The 23246-nt window shown below is 53.3% G+C and carries 18 protein-coding genes; 3 read left to right on the top strand and 15 right to left on the bottom strand.

Annotated features, from left to right (window positions below; genetic code table 11):
• Positions 1 to 234 precede the first annotated feature (234 nt).
• From ACS0RQ_RS22010 to hemB, 13 genes are all read right to left on the bottom strand, one after another.
• The gene (locus ACS0RQ_RS22010) at positions 235 to 681 is read right to left on the bottom strand and encodes a DUF421 domain-containing protein (protein WP_041852583.1); all 447 of its coding nucleotides are present in this window, start codon (positions 679 to 681) and stop codon (positions 235 to 237) included.
• A gap of 10 nt (positions 682 to 691) precedes the next feature.
• Positions 692 to 1201: a hypothetical protein gene (locus tag ACS0RQ_RS22005; RefSeq protein ID WP_271850677.1), complete on the bottom strand. Its 510-nt coding sequence runs from the start codon at positions 1199 to 1201 to the stop codon at positions 692 to 694.
• Between the two features lie 106 nt (positions 1202 to 1307).
• Positions 1308 to 2078: an ethanolamine ammonia-lyase subunit EutC gene (gene eutC / locus ACS0RQ_RS22000; protein WP_193795236.1), complete on the bottom strand. Its 771-nt coding sequence runs from the start codon at positions 2076 to 2078 to the stop codon at positions 1308 to 1310.
• Positions 2075 to 3463, bottom strand: a complete 1389-nt coding sequence (locus tag ACS0RQ_RS21995; protein WP_271850678.1) for an ethanolamine ammonia-lyase subunit EutB — start codon at positions 3461 to 3463, stop codon at positions 2075 to 2077. The genes eutC and ACS0RQ_RS21995 overlap by 4 nt, the downstream gene beginning before the upstream one ends.
• 9 nt (positions 3464 to 3472) lie before the next feature.
• Complete coding sequence (gene eat / locus ACS0RQ_RS21990; RefSeq protein ID WP_271850725.1) at positions 3473 to 4852, bottom strand: ethanolamine permease; 1380 nt, start codon at positions 4850 to 4852, stop codon at positions 3473 to 3475.
• A gap of 1228 nt (positions 4853 to 6080) precedes the next feature.
• The gene (gene fbpC / locus ACS0RQ_RS21985; protein ID WP_041852578.1) at positions 6081 to 7127 is read right to left on the bottom strand and encodes a ferric ABC transporter ATP-binding protein; all 1047 of its coding nucleotides are present in this window, start codon (positions 7125 to 7127) and stop codon (positions 6081 to 6083) included.
• 12 nt (positions 7128 to 7139) lie between these two features.
• A complete protein-coding gene (locus ACS0RQ_RS21980; protein ID WP_271850679.1) occupies positions 7140 to 9218 on the bottom strand; it encodes an ABC transporter permease in 2079 nt (692 codons plus the stop codon).
• 71 nt (positions 9219 to 9289) lie between these two features.
• Positions 9290 to 10321 carry an ABC transporter substrate-binding protein gene (locus tag ACS0RQ_RS21975; protein ID WP_271850680.1) on the bottom strand — a complete coding sequence of 344 codons (1032 nt, stop codon included), beginning with the start codon at positions 10319 to 10321 and terminating at the stop codon, positions 9290 to 9292.
• Between the two features lie 4 nt (positions 10322 to 10325).
• Positions 10326 to 11636, bottom strand: coding sequence for an MFS transporter family glucose-6-phosphate receptor UhpC (gene uhpC / locus ACS0RQ_RS21970; protein WP_271850681.1), 1311 nt, complete (start codon positions 11634 to 11636; stop codon positions 10326 to 10328).
• Positions 11637 to 11722: 86 nt separating this feature from the next.
• Positions 11723 to 13264, bottom strand: coding sequence for an MASE1 domain-containing sensor histidine kinase (locus ACS0RQ_RS21965; RefSeq protein WP_271850682.1), 1542 nt, complete (start codon positions 13262 to 13264; stop codon positions 11723 to 11725).
• Entirely contained in the window at positions 13264 to 13893 is a 630-nt protein-coding gene (locus tag ACS0RQ_RS21960) for a response regulator transcription factor (RefSeq protein WP_271850683.1), read from the bottom strand. The genes ACS0RQ_RS21965 and ACS0RQ_RS21960 overlap by 1 nt, the downstream gene beginning before the upstream one ends.
• Positions 13894 to 14068: 175 nt before the next feature.
• A complete protein-coding gene (gene olsF, locus ACS0RQ_RS21955; protein WP_271850684.1) occupies positions 14069 to 15787 on the bottom strand; it encodes a bifunctional ornithine lipid synthase OlsF in 1719 nt (572 codons plus the stop codon).
• 131 nt (positions 15788 to 15918) lie between these two features.
• Positions 15919 to 16890, bottom strand: coding sequence for a porphobilinogen synthase (gene hemB / locus ACS0RQ_RS21950; protein ID WP_071195863.1), 972 nt, complete (start codon positions 16888 to 16890; stop codon positions 15919 to 15921).
• 470 nt (positions 16891 to 17360) lie between these two features.
• On the opposite strand from hemB, the gene ACS0RQ_RS21945 reads away from it, so the two are divergent.
• On the top strand, positions 17361 to 20249 hold the full coding sequence (locus tag ACS0RQ_RS21945; RefSeq protein WP_334634540.1) for an autotransporter outer membrane beta-barrel domain-containing protein: 2889 nt from the start codon (positions 17361 to 17363) through the stop codon (positions 20247 to 20249).
• 94 nt (positions 20250 to 20343) lie between these two features.
• Positions 20344 to 20514, top strand: a complete 171-nt coding sequence (locus ACS0RQ_RS21940; protein ID WP_499079240.1) for a hypothetical protein — start codon at positions 20344 to 20346, stop codon at positions 20512 to 20514.
• Positions 20515 to 20539: 25 nt separating this feature from the next.
• Here ACS0RQ_RS21940 and ACS0RQ_RS21935 read toward each other — a convergent pair whose 3' ends face one another.
• Positions 20540 to 21508: an IS5 family transposase gene (locus tag ACS0RQ_RS21935; protein ID WP_023279773.1), complete on the bottom strand. Its 969-nt coding sequence runs from the start codon at positions 21506 to 21508 to the stop codon at positions 20540 to 20542.
• Between ACS0RQ_RS21935 and ACS0RQ_RS21930 the strand changes: the two genes are divergently transcribed.
• Entirely contained in the window at positions 21488 to 22036 is a 549-nt protein-coding gene (locus ACS0RQ_RS21930; RefSeq protein ID WP_499079239.1) for a helix-turn-helix domain-containing protein, read from the top strand. The genes ACS0RQ_RS21935 and ACS0RQ_RS21930 overlap by 21 nt on opposite strands.
• Before the next feature lie 17 nt (positions 22037 to 22053).
• Here the strand turns inward: ACS0RQ_RS21930 and ampH are convergent, their stop codons facing one another.
• Entirely contained in the window at positions 22054 to 23211 is a 1158-nt protein-coding gene (gene ampH / locus ACS0RQ_RS21925) for a D-alanyl-D-alanine-carboxypeptidase/endopeptidase AmpH (protein WP_334634854.1), read from the bottom strand.
• Positions 23212 to 23246 lie beyond the last annotated feature (35 nt).

The following is a 23246-nucleotide window of genomic DNA, read 5'->3' as shown; positions in this document are numbered from 1 at the left end:
TACGGGTTAATTATGTTGATGCGCTTCTCATTTATTTTTTAATGAGTGCAACTCACTGTTTTTTCTGCCCTTATGTGAGTGTGATCTTGATCGTAATTATAAGAAATGAAATTTTTAAATGTCACTGTTGCGGGTTTTATTGAAAGATAATGATAATTAAAGGGACGGACAGAAGGCAGCGTACTGTGTACTGCCTGCGGCATAATTGCAGACAGCCGCAGCGCAAAGCGGGCTTTATGGCGATTTCGCAATAATCGAGATATGGCCATTGCGTTCAAGGATGGCGTACTTAATATCGTCAAGTTTATCAATGCCCTGATTATTACGTGCAGAGACCATAATGTCATCATAGGTGATATCAGCCTCTTTCATTTTGCCGCGTAACATCTGGCCATGTTCCACCAGAATGACCGGGGCACCGTCGATCATGTCTTCCGCGTTATTGATATATTTTTTGAGATAGCCGAACAGAATGTCCACCGTCACCAGGGTAATGATGGTTAGCGCCGCACCGGTGACGGAAAAATCATTCCCCAGTAACGCCTGTTGTGTGGCCTCGCTGATGATCAACAGTAAGATAAGATCAAAAGAGGTCATTTGTAACAGTGCCCGGCGTCCGGCGATTTTAAAAACCACCATTAACACCAGATAGATGGCGATTGCCCGCAATACCATTTCCATCGTCTCACCCTCAGGGGTAAATAAATTGCCAGATGCTGGTGCTGGATGCGCCTTCCACACCAATTTGCAATGTTGCGCTACCCGGAAGCTGTGGGGTCAGCCCCAGCCAAAGATCAAAGGCTTCTCCCGGATGCGCGTGAGAATATTCCAGACGCAGTATTCCGTTTCGACTGGAGACCTGGTCTGGCTGCGGCTGTAGCGTGCGTATCTCATATTGCTGCATAAAATCGCCGCCCAGCGTGATGACGAGTTGCTCATGCTTTGGCGCCCTGACGGTAACGGCCAGCGCCATATCGCTTTGTAAACGCCCGAATCGCTCGTAATGCACTTGCAGTTGTTTATCGCCAGTTTCCTGCGTTCTGTCGCTTAAAAATCCATGGGAAAACAGGCCCGCAAGGGCACTGATGACAATCAAAAAAAGCAGATAAGCGCCATACTGCTGTACCCGGGATTCGAATCTCAGCCAGCGCGGGTTCTCTCTTACAGGATGATTCTGGGGATCAGGTGCGGTCTCTTTCACCTTGGAGTCTCCACAAACGTAGAATGCACACAGGGTTAACAGAGTATGGAACAAAATTTGCGTTACGCGTCGCGCTTTACCCTTGGGCGATAAAGCGCGCGGGAGGCTAGCGAACGCGTGGGGTCACGCGTCCATGCAGGGCAGGGTTATCGCTTTCGTCTTTTAACTTCACGCCGGTAAGCCTGCGCAGGAACGCCTGTTCCAGCAGCCAGGCGAGCTTAAAGGCGGCGGCGTCGTAGTTCAGCCCCTCGGGGCGAATGTTCGAAATGCAGTTGCGCTCCGACTCAAGCCGTTTGCGCTCGGGGTTCCATGTCAGATAGACACCCAGGCTGTCCGGGGAGGAGAGGCCGGGACGTTCACCAATCAGGATCGCGACCGCTTTGCTGTTGAGCGTTTCGCCAATGTCATCCCCCAGCGCAACCCGTGACTGATGCGCCAGCACCACCGGACCCATTGAGATCCCCAGCGTTTCCAGATAGGGCAGCAGCGCTTTAATCAGGCCGACGGACTGGCGTTGCACCGCATGTGAAGAGAGGCCATCGCCAATCACCAGCAACAGGTCGTGGGCGGGCGTCCGGCTCGCTTTTAAGGCATCGCGGCTCTCTTCGCTGAGCATGCGCCCCAAATCCGGTCGATTCAGATAGATGTGCCTGTCTGTCGCCGCGCTATGCGCATTCAGCGTTTGTAGCCCCAGCTCGTGTAGCTGTGTCGCCAGGCTTTCACTGTCGAACGGCTGGTGGATGGCATCGCGGGCCTGAGCATGGGCCAGGCCAAAGTTCAGCACCTCACGCGTGGGCAGACTGGCGCCGCTGCGTCCAAGCGCGATGCGGGCATCGGTAAATTCGCGCAGTAATGTCCAGGCATCGGGTGGATTCATGCGCTCACTCCTTGTGGTAATGCGGTCAGTAGCGGGTGGTTTGCCCCGGTTAAACGCAACTGTCCATGGGTATCGATAATTTGCATACGGGTGAGCCAGTCGGCGAACTCGGGCGCATGTTTCAGCCCCAGCAGACGGCGGGCATAGAGGGCGTCGTGGAACGACGTGCTCTGATAATTGAGCATGATGTCATCCGCGCCCGGTACGCCAATCAGGAACGTCAGCCCGGCGTTACACAGCAGCGTCAGCAATGTGTCCATATCATCCTGATCTGCTTCGGCGTGGTTGGTGTAACAGACGTCGCAGCCGATAGGCAGCCCCATCAGCTTGCCGCAGAAGTGATCTTCTAAACCGGCACGAATGATCTGCTTGCCGTCATAGAGATACTCCGGCCCGATAAATCCGACCACGGTATTGACCAGTAACGGGTTGAAGTGGCGCGCCACGGCATAGGCCCGTGCTTCGCAGGTTTGCTGGTCAACGCCGTGATGCGCATTCGCCGACAGGCAGCTCCCCTGGCCGGTTTCAAAATACATCACGTTGTTGCCGAGCGTACCGCGTTGCAGGCTCAGGGCTGCATCCTGCGCCTCTTTAAGCATCGACAGATTAATGCCAAAGCCGCTGTTGGCCGCTTCGGTCCCTGCCACCGACTGAAAGACCAGGTCCACCGGTGCGCCACGTTCAATCAGTTGCAGCGTGTTGGTGACATGCGTCAGCACGCAGGATTGGGTGGGGATGGCAAAACGGCTGATGATGTCATCCATCATATGATTGAGCCGTTCGAGGACCGGCAGGCTGTCGCTGGCCGGGTTAATACCCACCACCGCATCACCCGCACCGTAGAGCAGGCCATCGAGCATGCTGGCGGCGATGCCTTTTAAATCATCGGTGGGATGATTCGGCTGCAGGCGAACGCTCAAATGGCCGGGCAGGCCGATGGTGTTGCGAAAACGGGTAATCACGCTGCATTTGCTGGCCACCAGAATCAAATCCTGGTTACGCATCAGCTTGCTTACCGCGGCTGCCATCTCCGGCGTGATGGCCGGGGCGATGTGTGTCAGCGTGGCGGCATCGGTGGTATCGGCCAGCAACCAGTCACGGAAATCGCCGACGGTCAGGTGGCGGATAAGCGAAAAGGCATCGGCGTTGTGGGTATCAATGATCAGGCGGGTAACTTCATCGCTTTCGTAAGGAATGAGCGGATTGTCCAGAAGGTCACGCAGCGGGATATCGGCAAGGGCGATTTTCGCCGCCATGCGCTCTTCCGCTGAATCTGCCGCGACACCCGCCAGTACATCCCCGGAACGGGCCGGGGACGCTTTTGCCATGACTTCTTTAAGACTGGCGAACCGGTATGTCCGGTGCGCCAGGGTCGTTTTATACATTTCGCCTCCTCAGGAGAGCGCACGCAGTTGCGGATCCATCGCCGCACGCTCACGGGCTGACGCTGTTTTACGGAACCACATGTAACCCCCTAGCATCATCAGCGCGAAAATGAGCGCCAGCAGGGTGTTGTACCAGACCATCGCGACCAGACAGAGTACCGCCATACCCAGCGCAAACGCGGGCGCTATCGGGAACAGGGGCGCTTTAAACGGACGCACCAGGTTCGGCTCGCTACGGCGCAGTTTGAACAGCGCGGCCATTGAGATGATATACATAACAATAGCGCCGAATACTGACATCGTCACAATGCAGGCGGTCAGCGGCATGCCGCTAATGGTTATCAGCGAATCGGAGAAAATGGCCGCGATCCCCACCACGCCGCCAGCCAGAATCGCCAGGTGCGGTGTGCGCGTTTTACGGTTCAGGTTCGCCAGGCTGGCAGGCAGATAGCCCGCACGCGCCAGTGAGTAGATCTGACGGGAGTAACCCATGATAATGCCGTGGAAAGAGGCCACCAGGCCAAACAGCCCCAGCCAGACCAGCATATGCAGCCAGCCGCTACTGTTGCCCACCACGACTTTCATCGCCTGCGGTAAGGGGTCATTAATGTTCGACAGGGCGCGCCAGTCACCCACGCCGCCGGCAAATATCATTACGCCAACTGCCAATACGGTCAGCGTCAGGATACCGCCGCCCAGCGCGCGAGGAATGGTGCGTTGCGGGTCTTTGGCTTCTTCGGCGGCCATCGAAGCGCCTTCAATTGCCAGGAAGAACCAGATAGCAAAGGGGATAGCGGCAAACATCCCCGACAATGCCGGGGCGTTAAAGCTTTCTGCACCTGCCCAGCCGTTGGCCGTGAAGTTGTCCCAGGAGAAGCCCGGTGCAACAACACCCATAAAGACCAGCAATTCAAATATTGCCAGCAGGGTGACGATCAATTCAAACGTAGCGGCAATGCCGACACCGAGAATATTCAACGCCATAAAGATGATATAGGCACCGCAGGCGATCCATTTCGGATCGAGGGACGGAAATTGCACGTTCAGGTAGGCCCCAATGGCCATTGCAATAGCCGGTGGCGCAAACACAAATTCAATGAGCGTGGCGAAACCGGCAATAAATCCGCCGGTGGGGCCGAAAGCCCGATACGCGTAAGCAAAAGGGCCGCCCGCATGTGGGATCGCCGTTGTCAGCTCAGTGAAACTGAAAATGAATGCGCAATACATGGCGGCAATCGCCAGCGCGACAATCAAAAATCCCATCGTTCCAGCCTGGGACCAGCCATAACTCCAGCCAAAATATTCGCCTGAAATGACCAGGCCGACGGCTATGCCCCATAAGCGGAAGCTACCGAGTGTTCTTTTTAATGTGGTTGATTCTGTGGTCATCATTTACTGCCTCGCCATTAAACACAGTGCAATGTCAGTAGCAAAGGCAGCGCCAAGCTTAAAAAGCAAATAAATTCATTTGGTTATGGGTGACGCGAGGAATGGCACGAAAAAAACACGGCACCGATGTAGCGCCTGACGGGTAATTCTGGTGCATGCTGCCCCGCAATGGTGAAATTTGCCGTAGGGTAAAGGCTTTTGATGTTTATCACTGGAGAAAATTGCTGAAAGCGAAGCGTAAAAATAATGCCTTGAGTGAAATTTCATTAGGTATAGTAGTTTGAATCTTTTATGGTTGAGGAAAAACAAAATATTATAGGGAGCATGTAGGGCATAAATCCGACAATTCTTACACCCTTTTTATCCCGACGACGCTTTACTATTATTAATTATTGACGATATTTAATTTTTTATTTCACATAGTTTTTACATTTTAGATTTTCATTACCTTATGACATTGTTTTGTCGGTTGTATCACAATGTTTTCAGGTAATTACCTGATGTTAAATTTAATCGTTGAGAATGAGTTGACCTGAATTGTTTCGCACTTTAGTTTGAGAGAAAAATTTTTCAGGCAAATCCAGGATTATATTTAACTAAGGAGGGGCATATGGCCTGGCGACCGATTTTATATGTCATTTTTACGACTAACCCACGGCTGAGCAGCAGACGAGCCCGACTGCGTGTGGTCGCAAACCATCCATAGTGAGGTTCCTGGTCAGGAAGGTAAGGTGTTCCGGTGGCGTAGCCGCATCCGGGAGCATTCCCCCGGTGGCGCGAACGCTTACCGGGGCTACGAATTGACCCTCTCCTGTGGGGGGAGGGGGAAAATGCGGCTCGGGAGGTGGGTTCCGTTCCCCGTATGTTCATGGCGAAATGTCGCCTCCCGCCCCGCTGCCTGCGGTCGGTCTGACTCGCATTACTCGCCCCATCCCTGGCGGCCTGACCTTGTCATCGGGTCTTCGTCTCACCGCTTTCAGCGGGGACTCAACCCCCTCGCTACATGCTCTGCGCCAGGGGGGGGACAAAGATGTCGCTGTGGTTGTCATGTGGGAAAACGAGTCAGCCATGGCTAAAAAGGTTGAAGACGTTCACCGTATCTACGATGGTGGCGGTAGCCCGGATAAGGCGCGGCCGCATCCGGGAATAACCCCGGTGTCGCTGACGCTTACCGGGGCTACGATGGTGGCGTTAGCCCGGATAAGGCGCAGCCGCATCCGGGATAAACTCACGCGGTTTCGGCCAGTTCGAACATACCGTAGGGGTGGATTTGCAGGTAATACTGCTCACCGACATCCGGTTGCAGACGGGTGGCGTTAACCTGCAACAAAATGCGCTGGCCGTGCCATTCCACAATCACCTCGTACTGCGGCCCCATATAGGCCACATGCACGATCACGCAACGCTGGCTGTCATCACCCTGTTCACCCAGCGTAATGGCCTCCGGACGGACACCCACCGTGCCGCTTCCCTGGGCCGAGAAATGTGCTGGCACAGGCAAACGGTATCCATAGATATCAACGAACTGCGGGTGGAACGTTGCCGGGAACAGGTTGGCATCCCCCATAAAACTCGCCATAAAACGTGATGCAGGCTGGCGATACAGATTCTGCGGCGAGCCCATCTGCATGATGTGACCCTTGTTCATCACCAGCACGGTATCGGAGACGGCAAATGCCTCGCTCTGATCGTGCGTCACGTACAGCGACGTGATGTTGAACTGCTTTTGTAACTCGCGAATTTTATCGCGCATGCTGCGACGCAGGTTGGCGTCGAGGTTACTCAACGGCTCATCAAACAACAGCACCTTGGGTTTGAGGATCAGCGCGCGAGCCAGCGCCACACGTTGTTGCTGCCCACCGGAAATCTGATCCACGTAGCGGTCTTCAAAGCCTTCCAGATCCACCATCGCCAGCGCTTCTTTCACCCGCGTTTTCACCTCCGCGCGTGAAACCCCCAGCATCTTGAGACCGTAACCCACGTTTTCTCCCAGCGACATATGGGGGAAGAGGGCGTAGGACTGGAACACCATGCAGATATCGCGCTGCTGAATGGAGCGATGCGTGACATCCTCACCATCAATAAAAATGTGTCCCTCAGAGGGCTTTTCCAGCCCTGCCACCAGACGCAGCACCGTGGTTTTCCCACAGCCTGATGGGCCGAGTAACGTCACCATCTCTCCCTGAGGGATGGCAAGATTAATGTTGTCGATAACCGTGTTGTTACCAAATCGCTTGGTGACATTGCGCAGTTCAACGAAATGTTTTTGTGTCATGGTCGCGCTCCGTTACGCCTGGTTTTTAGCTTTGGAACGGGAGATACGCGCCTCACCGATCAGCCAGTCAAAGATGAAGATGATGGCGAGCATCACCACAATAAGGATTGAGCCATAGGCTATCGCCACGCCGTATTCGCCGTCTTCCACGCGGTTCAGGATGTAGGCGGTCGCCACACGCGTATCCGGCGTTACCAAAAAGACAATGGCGCTGACGGTAGTGATGGCGCGGACAAAGCTGTAAATCAGCGCGGACAAAATCGCCGGGCGCAGCAGGGGCAGCAAAATCTGCGTAATGGTACGCAACGACCCGGCGCGCAGGCTAAGTGAGGCCTCATCCAGTGATTTATCAATCTGGCCTAAGCCTGCGATCCCGGCGCGAATACCCACAGGCACGTTACGCATCACCATCGAAATAATAACAATGGCGGCGGTGCCAGTGATGTACACAGGGGCGCTGTTAAAGGCGAGAATATAAGAGACACCCGCCACGGTGCCCGGAACCGCAAAGCACAGCATGGTGGTGAACTCGATGGTCTTTTTCCCTTTGAATTGCTGGCGCACCACAATCCAGGCAATCAGCAGGCCGAAAATGGCGGTAATCGGGGCGGCAATCCCGGCGTAAAGCAGGGTATCGAGCAGAGAAGGCCACGCGCCGTCGCTCATTCCCTGGCCAAACAGCTTAATAAAGTTATCCAGCGTCAGGGTATAATCCACGCCCCAGTTCACCGTGAAACTGCCGTAGAAAATGCTGCCATAGAGCAGGGCGTTGAAGGCCACCCAGACTGACAGCAGCGCCACTACGCTCCATACCAGCGTGACCGGCAGAGGCTGCACATCGCCGCGATAGGATTTGCCGGAAACGGTGACGTAAGAGCGTTTGCCGATCCACATGTACTGCACGCAGAACACCAGCAGCGAGAAGAGCAGCAGGAACGCACCAAGCGTACTGGCGGCCTGATAATCAAGCTGCGAACCGGTGATGTAGAAGTAGATTTGCGTTGCCAGCACGTCGAAGTTGCCGCCAAGCACCAGCGGGTTACTAAAATCGGCCAGCGACTGCACGACCACAATCAGAAACGCGTTAGCCAGCGCCGGTTTTAGCAGCGGGATAAATACCCCGTTAAAGGTCTGCCAGCGGCTGGCGCGCAGGGTGTACGAGGCCTCTTCCAGTGACGGATGAATAGTCTTAATCGCCCCGTCGAGGATCATAAAGGCCATGGGAGTGAATGCCAGCACCTGCGCCAGCCAGATACCAGTAAACCCATACAGCCAGTTGGTATTGGTGAGTCCGAACCAGTCGACCATTAATTCGGTGATATAGCCGGAACGTCCCATCATCAGGGTAACGCCGAGGCCGACGACAAACGGCGGGGTGACGATCGGCAGAATCGAGAAAATGCGGCCAATAATCGCGCTGCGCTGCGCAATGCGGGTTGTGTAAATCGCCAGCACCAGGCCGAAGAAGGTACAGCCGACGCCCACGGCAATAGAGAGCCAGATGGAGTTCAAAATCACCTGAATGATGTGCGCCTGGGCGAGCACATTCATAAATGCCAGCGGGGCAAATTCGCCGCTGGCGGTGGTGAACATAGGAATAAAGATGGCAATACTTGGCCAGACGATAAAGACGCCGATCAGCGCCACGATGACAATCAGCGAACCAATAACAAAACGGTCGCCGCCGAGCCACTCCAGGCGGGTGAGCGCCAGAGTCATGATGGCTGCAAGGGCGACAAACAGCACAATCACCGCATAACCGAGGCCACGTCCTTCTACGGTGGCGCTGACAGCCACAAACGCCATGCACAGTAAGGCCCAGCCGGCGTCAAAGTAGTGGCGGCCTCGCTGCTCGCGCTTCGCTTCACTCAGTGGGCGAAGCAGTAACACGGCGGGCAGCAGATACCACAACCAACTGACGTTAACGTGCGACCAGCCGTAGGCGTCGATAATTTCATCGCGCGTGGACTCCAGCAGGCCATAATCCAGGCTCCAGCTTGGCAGCAGCGCAAAGGCCAGCCCGCCAAGCAGAACCCAAAGGAATATCGCATCCCGCTTGGGGGCAGGATGGAGTGTGAGTGTGTGTGACATAAGCATTCCGGTGTTGTAGGCCGGGTAAAGCCGTTACGCCGCTACCCGGCAATATGATCGCCAATGCGCGTTTACTGGCCCATCTTCACGTCGCTAACCCATTTGTTAATGAGCGCTTTACGTACGTCCGTGGAACCGTATTTATCCATGTCGTAATTGATAAGTTTCAGATCGTCGAGTTTGAGCGAGTTCGGGGAGGTTTCGGCGGTGGTGTTGGTCAGGATCTGGTAAGACTTGCCCTTTTTCCATGCCAGCTCCTGTGCGTCTTTTGACAGCGCCCAGTCAACGAACAGCTTCGCATTATCCAGGTTACGTGCCCCTTTCAGGATGCTGATACCGCCAATTTCGTAGCCGGTGCCTTCACAGGGTGAAATCAGTTCCAGCGGCGCGCCTTGCTCTTTTTCCAGCGAGTAGTCATGCAGGAAGCCAATGCCGATGGCGGTTTCGCCACGCGCGGCGTTACGTGCCGGGGCGATACCGGATTTGGTGTACTGAGAAATATTGCTATTGAGCTGTTTTAAGTAATCGAAAGCCTGGTCTTCGCCCCAAAGTTGAACGAAGGTTGCCAGCGCGGTATAGGCGGTGCCGGAACTCTGCGGGTCGGCGATTTGAATTTCGCTTTTGTATTCCGGCTTCGTCAGATCTTTCCAGCACTTCGGAATGGGCAGATTTTTCTCTTTCAGGCGTTGGGTGTTAACGCCAAAACCGAGAATGCCCACGTAAACGGCGGAAGAGAGATTGCCTTTTACTTTGGCCGGATCGCGGAATTTCTCCATGATTTCGCCCAGATTGGCTGATTTATAGGGCTGCAACAGTCCCATCTCCCCGGCCTGCGACTGTGGATCCAGCGTGCCGCCGTACCAGACATCCGCCTGCGGGTTTTTCTTCTCCGCATCAACTTTCGCCAGCGTGCTGCCTGAGCCGTTGCGGATGAAGGAGGTTTTCACATTGTATTTCTCGCCGAAGGCCTGTGTTTCGGTTTCACACATTTCGTTGGTCGCGCTGCAGTAGACCACCAGACGACCTTCTGCTTTGGCCGCGCTGCTGAATGCCGCCAGCGCCAAACCGGTCGCCACCAGGGTAGAGAGCAGGGTAACTTTCATTGTTTTATCCTTCCTGTGAGGTTGTAGGACTGCGAGACGTCATGATGCCCGCCATCAACAAGGGCATCAGAAGTAAACCCATTAATACGGCAGCGACGGAGAGCAAGCTGAACATCCCCGACCAGCCATAACGTTCAATCACCTGCGATAGCGGCCAGCCCGCCAGCGCTGCGCCCGCATAGGCAAAGACGCCGAGAAAACCGGTTATCGATCCTGCCGCGGCCTTATGCCCGCATTCGACGGCGGCCAGGCCGATGAGCATTTGTGGGCCAAAAACAAAAAATCCCACGGTAAAAAAGCACATCGCCAGCAACGCGTAGTGATGTACCGGCGCCAGCCACAGTGCTGCGACCGAAACAATCAGCCCCAACGTGAAGAGCAAAATCATCGGCGCTCTCTGCCCACTAAACAGCAAATCCGATCCCCAACCGGCGAACAGCGCACCTAACAGACCGCCGACTTCAAACAGCATCACCGTGGCATTCGCGCTCAATAAATTGACGCCGTGGCTTTCTGCCAGCCAGATGTTGCCCCAGTCATTGAGCGCAATGCGGATCAGGTAGACCAGCACATACGACACGCCCAGCAGCCAGATCATCGGGTTACGCAGCATGGTGATACGTAACATCTGCCATAAGCCCATTGGGGGGCTTTGTTGTTCCTGACGGAGCTCCAGCGGGTCATGCCGCCATTCGCCCACGCTCGGTAATCCTTCTTCCTGCGGTGTACCCCGCAGTTGCATTGTCAGCCAGACGCCGAGCGCCATGCTGATTATCCCTGGTGTCAGCATCGCAGCCTGCCACCCCCACCAGTGGGCGGCAAAGGCACATATCAGCGGAATCACGGCACCGCCAATATTGATGGACATGTTCCAGCATCCCCACCAGAAGCCGCGTTCATTGCGGGAATACCAGTGGGTGAGCAGGCGAGCACAGGGGGGCCAGCCCCAGCCCTGAAAAAAACCGTTTAACGTCCAGACCACTAACAGCAGTGGCAGTGAGTCACCAAAAGCGAACAGCACGTTCAGTAAACCCGTGGCGAACAGCCCGCAGCCCATAAAGGCGCGCTGCCCGTGGCTGTCGTGCCATAGCCCGGCGGCAAACTTTGACAGGCCATAGCTGAGGTAAAACAGTGAGCCCATCAGCCCGATGTCGCCTTTGTCTAACCCCAGATCGCTTTGTAGCGCTGGAAGCACGTAATTGACGCTTTTACGTGTCAGGTAAAACGCCGCATAACCCACCACCATGCACAGCAGTAACCGTGGGCGAAAAGCCCGGTAGCGTTGTTCAATTTCAGCAGATGAGATGGCGTGCATAGCGGTCTCCAGTTGCGCTGACTATAGGTAAGCGCAAACGAAAGCGGATGAGAGAAACTCCCCAGGTGACTAAGACTTTTTCCTGGTCAGAGCGGGTTTTGTTGCAAAATTGTGGGCAGGTTAACAGTTACGTGCGTGCCCTGACGCGACTCAAGCGTCAGCTCACCCCCCAGGGCATGGACACGTTCGCGCATTCCCTGGATACCAAAGCCCGGCATCTTCTCAGCGGCTATACCGAGGCCGTTATCATGAACTTCGAGGCACAGACGGCCGTTTTGCTCGCTAAGGGCGATGCGCACTTCACTGGCGCAGGCGTGTTTGCAGACGTTATTGAGTAACTCTTGCAGCAAGCGATAGAGGGTGAAAACCAGAGTTTCGCTGGCGGGGGGAGCACTTAGCCGATAATCGAAATGGCAGGCAATACCGCGCTCGGCAAAGGCAAATTCGTTAACCAGATGGTGCAAGGCTTCTTGTAACGAGAGCTCATCCAGCACCGGTGGGCGAAGCTGGCGCAACAGTTGTCGGGTGGAGTGGTGGATGCGCCTGGCGAGTTCGTTGATTTGATTCGCGGCTTCCAGCGCCCGATCTGTTTCGCCCGCCCGCTTCACCAACTGAGACTGAATTTGGATGGCGGTAATATTCTGGCCAATTTCGTCATGCAGTTCGCGGGCGAGACTTTTGCGGGTGTCCTCTTCTGTATGGATAAGTTTCTCGGTCAACACCCGGCGGGCCTGTAATTCCGCCTCCAGCCGTTTGCGGTAGTGGTGAAGATTTTGCGCCAGATGTTGCTGACGGCTGATGGCGATCCCCAGGCCAATCCCCAGTAGCGCTTGTGTCGCAAGGAAGATTTCCAGTTCCAGCAGGTCGCTAAACCCCACCCCAATCTGACGGGCGATGGTGATCAACATACTGCCGAGCAGGCCAGACAGCACGCCGCCCTGCCAGCCGAACTTCCATGCCATCACCACGTTGGGTAAAAACACCACGATCAGTAACAGGCGTTCAATCTGCGGTGACAGCACCATCTGCGTGCCGATCCCGATAATAAAAAAGAGGCTGCACCAGATGATAAGCGAGGTCCGTAACGGTGGCGCGATCGTGTCAAGGCCAAGCAGATGATGGCGATGTTGCTGACGTAAGAATTCAAAAATGAGATAGACAAAGGGTGTCAGTAGCACCCCGCCGGTGAACGAAGCCAGGACCGCCAGCAGCATGGTGCTTTGCAAAAAAGGGGCGAGCAGCAGGGTATGCAGCAGTGCGCTGGCGGTAACGGCAGTCAACAACAGGGACAATCGCTGCCAGTAGAGCGGAAAGCGATGCCAGAAATGTTGCGTCATCAGCGCCGGAAGCAGGCTGATGACGGGCGCGGCCAGCATCGTATAGCCACTCAGGAGCTGCTCGCTGTGCAGCCAGAAAATCAGCGCCAACTGGGGGAGCAATAAGGCTGGCCAGAAACGACGCGAGAGCAGAATCAGCAGTGCCAGATAGACGCCATGCGGTAGAAAGAGCACCGCCTGCTGGCCGTTATGGGTGAGGTAGAAACTGAGCGTCCACAGCATTAGCCAGCCAGGCCCCCAGGCCAGCACAATAAACAGCGAGATGATCCCGTGGCGTAATGAACGCGACATCAGTGATTCGCCAGCAGATTATGGTTAAGCGCAAAATGGACCAGCTCAATGGTGGTGGCGCAGTTCAGTTTACCGAGCACATTGGCACGGTGAACATGCACCGTTTTATGGCTGAGATCGAGTTTGAACGCGACTTCTTTGACGCTATCGCCTTTCACCAGTAAATCAAATACTTCCCGCTCGCGTGGTGTCAGGGACGCCAGGACTTTGACCGGTTCTATCCCGCCGCGCAGCGCCTTTAGCGCATCGGCACAAAGATAATGGCCGCCAAGACCGACGGAACGCACCGCGCGCACCAGTTCTTCCGGGCCGCAGCGCTTGGTCAGATAGCCGCTGGCTCCCGCGTCCAGCGCGCTTTGCACAAAGGCAGGGGTATCGTAGATGCTTAGAATGATGGCGCGAAAATCAGGGCGCTGCGCCCGCAGGCGTTTCAGCAGGCTCAGACCATTTTCATCCGGCATGGCGACATCAAGGACGGCGACATCCACATCACTTTTTAATAGTGCAGGCCAGGCGTCGGCGGCGGTACTGTATTGCCCGGTGATGCTGAGATCGTCTTCAAGGCCGAGAAGTTGGGCGAATCCTGAACGCACCACCACATGATCATCCACCAGAACCACACGAATCATAACGTACTCTCATAAGCCTAAAGCTTTATGATGCCGTCTGGTTTTCGCGTGGCAATGCTCTGGTCAATGATATGTAAGCGGTGTAACAAAATTGCAATATTTAACCTGTTCCGGGAAGGGAAAGAGGGGTTGCCATTGAGGCCATCCCTGGCCATCCACGAATCCTTTCTGAGGATCAGGCTGCTGTGTCATTCAGATGTGCGGCGATATAACGTTCATAGCGGTTCGCTTTCAGATAGGTCAGGTCGACGAGCACCAGACCGTCTACGCAGTTGTTGAAATCCGGGTCACAGCCAAAATCGATAAACTGCACGCCGCCGGGATCGCACAGCTCGGAGTATTGCTTGTAAAGCGGCGGAATACCGCAGCCCAGGTTGCCCAGCAACGACTTAAGACGCGTCAAATCTTCGATGTAATCTTCGCCCGTAAACTGTGCCAGCACATCCGGTAGTGTCGCAGGCCAGGGGCGGCGGGATTCGGCCAGCGGCCATCTTGCCGGAAACCACAACCGATAGAAGGCAACCAGTAAATCCCGTGCCGCGGGCGGTAAACCGCCGGAAATAGAGACAGGGCCGAACAGATAGCGATACTGGGGGTAGCGTGCCAGATAGGCGCCAATACCGGACCACAGATAGTCGAGGCCACGCCGTCCCCAGTAACGCGGCTGAATAAAGCTGCGCCCCAGTTCAATGCCGTGTTCTAACACCTCTGACATGCGTTCGTCGTAATGGAACAGGCTATAGCTGTACAGCCCCTCCGGGCCATGCGCCTCCACCTGACGCGCCGTGGGCGTAAAGCGGTACGCGCCGACGATCTCCAGATCGGTTTCATCCCATAAGATCAGATGCAGGTAGTCATCATCATAACGATCCGTGTCACGACGCTTGCCGCTACCTTCACCGACCGCACGGAAAGCAATTTCGCGCAGGCGGCCTAACTCACGCAGCAACGGCGCATCTTCTTGCCCCTGGCGCTGCCAGAGGTAAATGATTTTGCCGTCAGCGGTGCGTCCCAGACACTCCGCCCGGCTAAGTTCGCGACGTAGCGTGGCCCGGTCTTCCGGGCGGGCGATCGCACATTCGGTTTTAAAGACGCCGGGCGCTTTTTTACCTAAACGTCGCACGTGTTTACGGCATTTATCCGCCAGATCGCGTGGAGCCAGCGAGGTCGAATGCCAGCTATCCCAGGGAATGCGCTGACCGATGGTGATGGGCAGTTGGGTACCACGGCGACGGAACATCTGCTGCATAAGGAGCAGCATTGGCAGCGTATCGGAAAGCAAGGCGCAGCCATAAAAGAGGGGGCTGTTTCGGGCATTGATCCACACCGGCAAAAGCGGGGTGCGGAATTTGGCGGCCAGTTTAATAAAACCGGGGTGCCATTTGCCGTCGCGAATCCCTTTGCGGGTCAGGCGTGAAACTTCACCAGCCGGGAAGAAAATCAGCACGCCGCCGTTCTGCAACTGGGTTTCCATCTGCTGCAGCGAGGCCTTGCGGGTGCGACCGCCACCCATATTATCCACCGGGATAAACAGGGAACTGAGCGGTTCCAGATGGCTCAGCATGCGGTTGGTCACGACTTTTACGTCGCGACGCACGCGAGAAACCGCATACATCAGCGCCAGGCCGTCCAGCGTGCCTGTCGGGTGGTTGGCGATAATCACCAGGGGGCCTTGTTCGGGGATTTGTTCAAGATCGTATGCGGGGATGGTGCAGCGAATTTGTAGATGCTCCAGAACCTGCTCAACCATATCCAGCCCTTTCAGATGGGGATGGTTTGCAGCGAACTGCTGGAACTCTTGTTCGTATAATAAACGTCTGAGTAGATTCTTTTGCCAGGGCGCGGGTTTGGCCTGTGGCCAGAGGTCGTCGAGTACATTGTCGAGACTAAACATGGTGGCTCCTCCTGCCGTCTTGCGATGACAGTAGAAGTACGGGATGACAGTTGCATTTCAGCTTTATGAATAAATGGTAATGCGGGTAAGGTGAGGAGAACAGGCCCGGCAGCCGCGCCGGGCCTGAGGGCTTACAAAATCTTACGTTCAGCCAGGTCGAGTGCGAAGTAGCTAAAGATCAAATCGGCACCGGCGCGTTTGATGGCGCCCAGACTTTCCAGTACGACTTTCTCTTCGTCAATGGCTCCCGCCTGCGCGGCGAATTTAATCATCGCGTATTCGCCGCTCACCTGATATGCGCCCAGCGGCAGCGTGGTGCGCTCGCGGATATCACGCAGGATATCGAGGTACGGACCTGCCGGTTTGACCATCAGGCAGTCGGCGCCCTGGGCTTCATCCAGCAGCGATTCGCGAATCGCTTCACGACGGTTCATCGGGCTCATCTGGTAGGTTTTACGATCGCCTTTCAGCGCTGTCCCTGCCGCTTCACGGAACGGGCCGTAGAATGATGACGCGAATTTAGTGGAATAGGACATGATGGCGGTGTCGGTAAAACCAGCGGCGTCCAGCGCCTGGCGAATCGCCTGCACCTGACCGTCCATTGCGGCGGAGGGAGCAATAAAGTCAGCGCCAGCGGCGGCGGCAACCACTGCTTGTTTCCCGAGATTAATCAGCGTAGCGTCGTTATCGACACCGTGGTCGCAAAGTACGCCGCAATGGCCATGTGAGGTGTATTCACAGAAGCAGGTATCTGACATCACAATCATTTCCGGCACCGCGTCTTTGGCAATCCGTGACATGCGTGCTACCAGGCCGTTTTCCTGCCAGGCATCGCTACCGGTCGCATCGGTGTGATGAGAGATACCAAAGGTCATCACAGATCGAATACCGGCCCTGGCAATGCGTTCAATTTCGCGGGCGAGGTGTTTTTCCGGAATGCGCATCACGCCAGGCATGGCGCTGATGGCTTTGTAGTCGTCGATCTCTTCTTCAACGAAGATAGGCAGCACCAGATCGTTCAGGCTGAGTGTTGTCTCTTCGAACATAGCGCGGAGCGAGGCAGATTTGCGCAGGCGGCGCGGACGGGTGATTAAGTCGGTCATGATTTGCCTGATGTCTTAGGAACAGAGGCCACAGTGTATCCGAAAAGTGACCAGTATGTTTCACCAAAATCGGCGTTAAAACGGCAATATATGTAGAACAATGCGTAGAGACATTAAAATGCATTGAATTATTCATCAGTTTAATTTTGATTGGCGTGATTTATAGCTTGTTATGATGTTATTTTTATTTTAATTGAGAGTTGTATTTTTATTTCTTCTGTCAATATGTTTTTTAGCGAATTAATATTCATTGAAATGCTATCATCTTTTTGATTTTAAAGTGTTTTATAATATTTATATATTCTGATTTCTTATGTTTTTGTTTTGTATGTCCGAATTCGGACTTTACGTGAACTTTAATTGAACCATTTTCTTTTTCTGCGGCATAATTTCCCCGCAAATAATTTTATTGCATTTGATGCATTAATAATTGATGGACCAACGATAATGTCCCTGAGGAGGGATGACAAATGCACTCGTGGAAAAAGAAACTTGTAGTATCTCAATTAGCATTAGCCTGCACGTTGGCAATTGCTTCTCAGGCAAATGCGACGAAGTACGATACCTTTGGATATCATGACGACATCAATACCGCATACAGTTGGGATGATTGGACAGTCGCCGATAAACTCAATTATATTTCTTATCATGGTTATATCTATAATAATGCGGCTGATGGCGCTTACGATCAGACGTTCAATAATGATGTTGTAAACGGTGTCCTCTCCACCTATTACATGAACCATGATTATGCCAATGGCACGAGTAATACCCTGGATGTTAAAAACTCAACTATCCACGGTATGATCACCTCTAAGCGTCCGATTGCTTATGTTGACGATGCTGGTATGGGCTATACTTGGAACAACGGTACTAACGTCGATTATAAGTGGCATGATGGTGACATCTTCACTCTGAATATCGAAAACTCCACTATTGATGACGATTACGAGTATTTCTATTTTACCGACAGCTATCTGAATGGTGAAGGTAAAACTGCATCGAAAGATTACCGTACAGCAGCGTTCGCTAAGCAAGGTGTTGCCGTCACTCTGGACGTAGAGAGCAACATCAATATCACTGCCAATTCCCGTGTTGCAGGTCTTGAACTTTCTCAGGGTGACACTTCGAATGTTGATTACACGACCGAATCCCATACCTGGGACAATAATGTCGTTGTAAAAGATTCTGCGATTACTTCGGGATCTTACAGCCCGCTGGAAAACGAAGGCTTCTACGGTAAATCTCCTGAACCAAGCGATTATTCTGGAAATATTGCCTATAACACTGATTCTGCAGGAAATATCATTCCTAACGATGACACCGCAATGTCTTTCAGTGATAATTCTGCGTCTAACTATTCGATGAAAAACAAAGTCTCTCTCAGCAATTCGACGCTGACGGGCGATGTCGTTTTCAATAGTAGCTGGAATGCCAACTTCTACGCGAATGGTCATGATTCAAACAATGATGGTGTGCTGGATACCAACGGCGGCTGGATTGACGATGGACTGAACGTTGACGAACTGAGCATTACGCTGGATAACGGCAGCAAATGGACTGGTGCGGCACTGTTTAGCTACGAAGCTATTGGCCCAGCCGATATGTATGATGTCGCAGTTAACGGCATTGACCCACGCTCAACCAAAGATAAATGGGGCAATGTTGTCGATAACAAAACCTTCCAGAGTGGCCTGTTCAATGTTGCGCTGAACAACGGTTCCCACTGGAATACCGTCAATAAATCTAACATCGATAACCTGACCGTTAACAACGGCTCTCATGTTGATGTGGCTAAAGGTTCAAGCCTGCTCGCGGACAACATTACGCTGACCAACAATTCAGCTATGAACCTGAGCTCTGGCGGTCAGGTTGCAACCGATCATCTGAAAGTCGACAGCTACAGTAAAGTCGACCTGAACGATGAAACCACTTATCTGTATGCGAATACCATTACCGTATCTAACGGCGGTGAATTCAGCATTGGCGCAGGCGCTTATGAAGCAGGGGCTTTTGGTACAAATACCATGGACCTGAATAAAGGCGGCGTATTTAACATCAACAGCAGCGACTATGTGTTAGACGCAGACCTGGTCAACGCCCACACCAATACGAAGAATAAGTCTGATTCAACGTACGGTTATGGTGTGATTGCTATGAATTCTGATGGTCACCTGACTGTCAATGGTAACGGCAACCTTAACAATGCCGACCAGGAATTCAGCGTTTATGATAAGGATGACAATGTTGTAGCGGCCAAAGGTAACTACAAAGTTCGTATCGATAACTCTACTGGTGCAGGCCGTATCGCTGACTACAAAGGTAAAGAAATTATCTACGTCAACGATAAAAACACCACTGCAACCTTTAGCGCAGCAAACAAAGCTGACCTTGGTGCGTATACCTATCAGGCTGAGCAGAAAGGTAACACCGTCGTTATGCGCCAGATGGAGCTGACCGACTACGCGAACATGGCGCTGAGCATTCCTTCTGCAAACACCAACATCTGGAATCTGCAACAGGATACTCTGTCTACCCGTCTGACCAATGGTCGTCATGGCCTGGCTGACAACGGTGGCGCATGGGTGAGCTACTTTGGTGGCAGCCTGAATGGCGACAACGGCGTGATCAACTACGATCAGGACGTTAGCGGCATCATGGTCGGTGTTGATACCTTCGTTGACGGTAACAACGCGAAATGGATCGTCGGTGCGGCAGCAGGCTTTGCGAAAGGTGATGTAAGCGATCGTTCTGGTAAAGTTGATCAGGATAGCCAGTCCGCGTACATCTACTCTTCTGCGCGCTTTACTAACAACATCTTCCTTGATGGTAACCTGAGCTACAGCCGTTTCGATAACGATCTGTCAGCCAGCATGTCCAACGGCCAGTATGTTGACGGCGACTCCTCAACGGATGCATGGGGCTTCGGTCTGAAACTGGGTTACGACTGGAAAGTTAACGACAAAGGTTATGTTACTCCTTATGCCGCTATTTCTGGTCTGTTCCAGTCCGGTGATAACTTCCGTCTGAGCAACAACATGAAAGCGGGCGATCAGGACTACGATAGCCTGCGTTATGAACTGGGTGTGAACACGGGTTATACCTTCACCTATGGCAGCGATCAGGCTCTGACTCCGTACTTCAACCTGGCATACGTTTACGATGATTCCAACAATACTGCAAAAGTAAATGGCGATTCCATCGACAACGGTGTTGAAGGTTCTGCGGTTCGTGTTGGTCTGGGTACGCAGTTCAGCTTCACCAAAAACTTCAGCGCATACACTGATGTGAACTATCTGGGCGGCGGCGACTTTGAACAGGATTGGGGCGCAAAAGTTGGCGTGAAATACACTTGGTAATAAATCTGGCAGGGAATATATTTTCCCTGCTATTTTATCAGTATCCAAATTCCCGCCACGGATTGGCGGGAATTTTATTTTATAAGGGACCTGGATGATTTCATTAAGCAAGCCGCTTGCGGAATTATATTTATTAGATGAATGCTTTTCCGCTCATGGTATTCCTTTTGAGTTAGCCAATGACACCATTCTGACTTTCAATAAAATCGACCCGAATAACGTTACCCTTGTCCTGGCTTTGTTGAATAAATCAGATTTCGGGTAAGTCTCCCCCGTAGCGGGTTGTGTTTTCAGGCAATACGCACGCTTTCAGGCATACCTGCTTTCGTCATTTTGTTCAGCGCTCGTACCAGGGCCATAGCCTCCGCAACCTGACCATCGTAGTCACGCAGCGTCAGTGACCCCCCGAACAGCTGTTTTACCCGGTACATTGCCGTTTCCGCTATCGAGCGACGGTTGTAATCTGTTGTCCATTTCCACCGCGCATTACTCCCGGTCATTCGCTGATTAGCCACTGCACGGTTACGGTCTGCATATTCACCGGGCCAGTAACCCGCACCTTTTCGGGGAGGGATAAGCGCGCTGATTTTCTTACGCCGCAGTTCATCGTGACAGAGCCGGGTGTCGTAAGCGCCGTCTGCCGATGCTGCCCTGATTTTTCTGTGAGTCTGCCGGATAAGACCCGGGAAGGCTTCTGAGTCCGTCACATTGTTCAGCGACAGGTCTGCACAGATGATTTCATGTGTGTTGCTGTCAACGGCTAGATGCAACTTTCGCCATATACGACGGCGTTCTTTGCCGTGTTTTTTGACTTTCCATTCGCCTTCACCAAAGACCTTCAGCCCGGTGGAATCAATCACCAGATGCGCGATTTCACCCCGGGTGAACGTTTTGAAACTGACATTAACCGACTTTGCGCGCTTGCTGACACTGGTGTAATCCGGGCAGCGCAACGGAACATTCATCAGTGTAAAAATGGAATCAATAAAACCCTGTGCAGCCCGCAGGGTCAACCTGAACACGCGTTTAATGACCAGCACAGTCGTGATGGCAAGGTCAGAATAGCGCTGAGGTCTGCCTCGTGAAGAAGGTGTTGCTGACTCATACCAGGCCTGAATAGCTTCATCATCCAGCCAGAAAGTTATGGAGCCACGGTTGATGAGGGCTTTATTGTAGGTGGGCCAGTTGGTGATTTTGAACTTTTGCTTTGCCACGGAACGGTCTGCGTTGTCGGGAAGATGCGTGATCTGATCCTTCAACTCAGCAAAAGTTCGATTTATTCAACAAAGCCCCTTGTCCTTCTGCAGGGTGAAGTAGCCATAAGTCGAAAATATAACGATGTATTATTAGGTATTGCCAGGGCACCGTTTATCAAAGGGTTAAGTACAGGTTTTATTCAGCGCCCATCCGAGTATATATACACCGCGCAAAACGAATGCTCGGGATATTACTTACCTTCTGATTTAGCAATGACGCTCATAGATAAAAACCAACTATGGCGTGAAGCTTTTGCATGGCTGACATGGTGGCACCGCATTGCTGAAACCCGGGATTGCCAGCTTATTGGCAGCAGTACCTACGACCAAATTCGGGCATCACTGTTAACCATGTCTGACTGGGACGAACAGCTTAGAGTACGCGTTGGGGTTATTCAGTACATCCAGCGGCGCACGGGGGTTTCTCGCTCTGTGATTGCCGAAGTACTGTCCGCGCTGCGTAAAGGAAACTATATCGAAATGCATAAAGGCAAGCTGTTGAAAATCAACCGCTTGCCTTATGAGTATTGACCAACTGCCCGGCCAAATCAGGACGAAGGCGCAGCCACCGGTTTATTGTTGCTCAATTCACTAACCAGATCGTTTACACCATCGCTCATATTCACGAAACGCGTTAATGGCGAACGCGTGATCACCACGAACACACCGACATTACTTTGCGGGATCATCGCCATATAAGTAATGAAACCGCCACCACCACCCGTTTTCTGAATAATTCCCGGATGCCCGTCTTTCGGTGCCATATACACCCAGCCCAGGCCTAACGCGTCGGCTTTACCCGGCACATCCATTCCGATAACACGTGTAAGCTGATTGCGCTGATAGATCAGCGTCTGCATACGATCTGCCTGGCTGTTACGGCTGTAGAAATCAGAAGTGAGGAATTGCTGCATCCAGCGCATCATATCGCCCGGCGTTGAATAAACACCACCGCTACCAATAGCCGCCAGGGTGTTATCGCACGGACTCGCGCCTTTTTCCGCCACCATCAGACGACGACACTGATCAGGTGATGGCGTAAACGTGGTGTCTTTCATCCCCAGCGGACGCGTGATTTGCTCTTCGAAAAGCTGAGAGTAGGGTTTCCCCGCCGCATTCGCCAGAGCGTCGGCCAACAGATCAAATGCCAGGTTGGAATACGCCGCCTGGGTTCCCGGTGCCGATTTTAAGGTCGCCGTAGAGAGCCAGTTCCAGCGCTCTGTGCGGGTCGGCCAGGTAAATACGGTACGCTTTGCCGCACCACCCGGTTGTTCACGCGGCAGTGCGCTGGTATGTGTCGCCAGGTTAACCAGCGTAATCGGCGCCCCCTGATAAGTCGGCACACGCGCACCCGGCGGCGCATATTTGCTTAACGGATCGTTGAGTTTCACTACTCCTTGATCGAGGAGCTTCACCAGCATTTCGCTGGTCATAAGCTTGGAGAGCGAGGCAATGCGAATAACCGAATCAAGCTGCGGACGCACATTCGAACCAGGACGCGTTTCACCAAAGCTTCTGAAGACCCGCTGGTTACCGTCAATCGCCACCATCGCCATCCCTGTTGCGCCACTGCCATAAAAAATATGGTTGGCGTAACGATCAACAATATCAGACGCAAATTCAGCATCAGGCGACTGTTGTGCTGCATGCGCGCAAGTCAGTGTTAACGCGTAGAGCGTCGCGGAGAAAAACAAACAACGTTTCAACGAAAGCATCCGTAAATGAAAGAAGTGGATAATGC

The organism is Phytobacter diazotrophicus, assembly GCF_052061655.1.
GTDB lineage: Bacteria > Pseudomonadota > Gammaproteobacteria > Enterobacterales > Enterobacteriaceae > Phytobacter > Phytobacter diazotrophicus.
The sequence above is the reverse complement of the archived record's forward strand: the minus strand, read 5'-3'. Positions and strand labels throughout refer to the sequence as shown.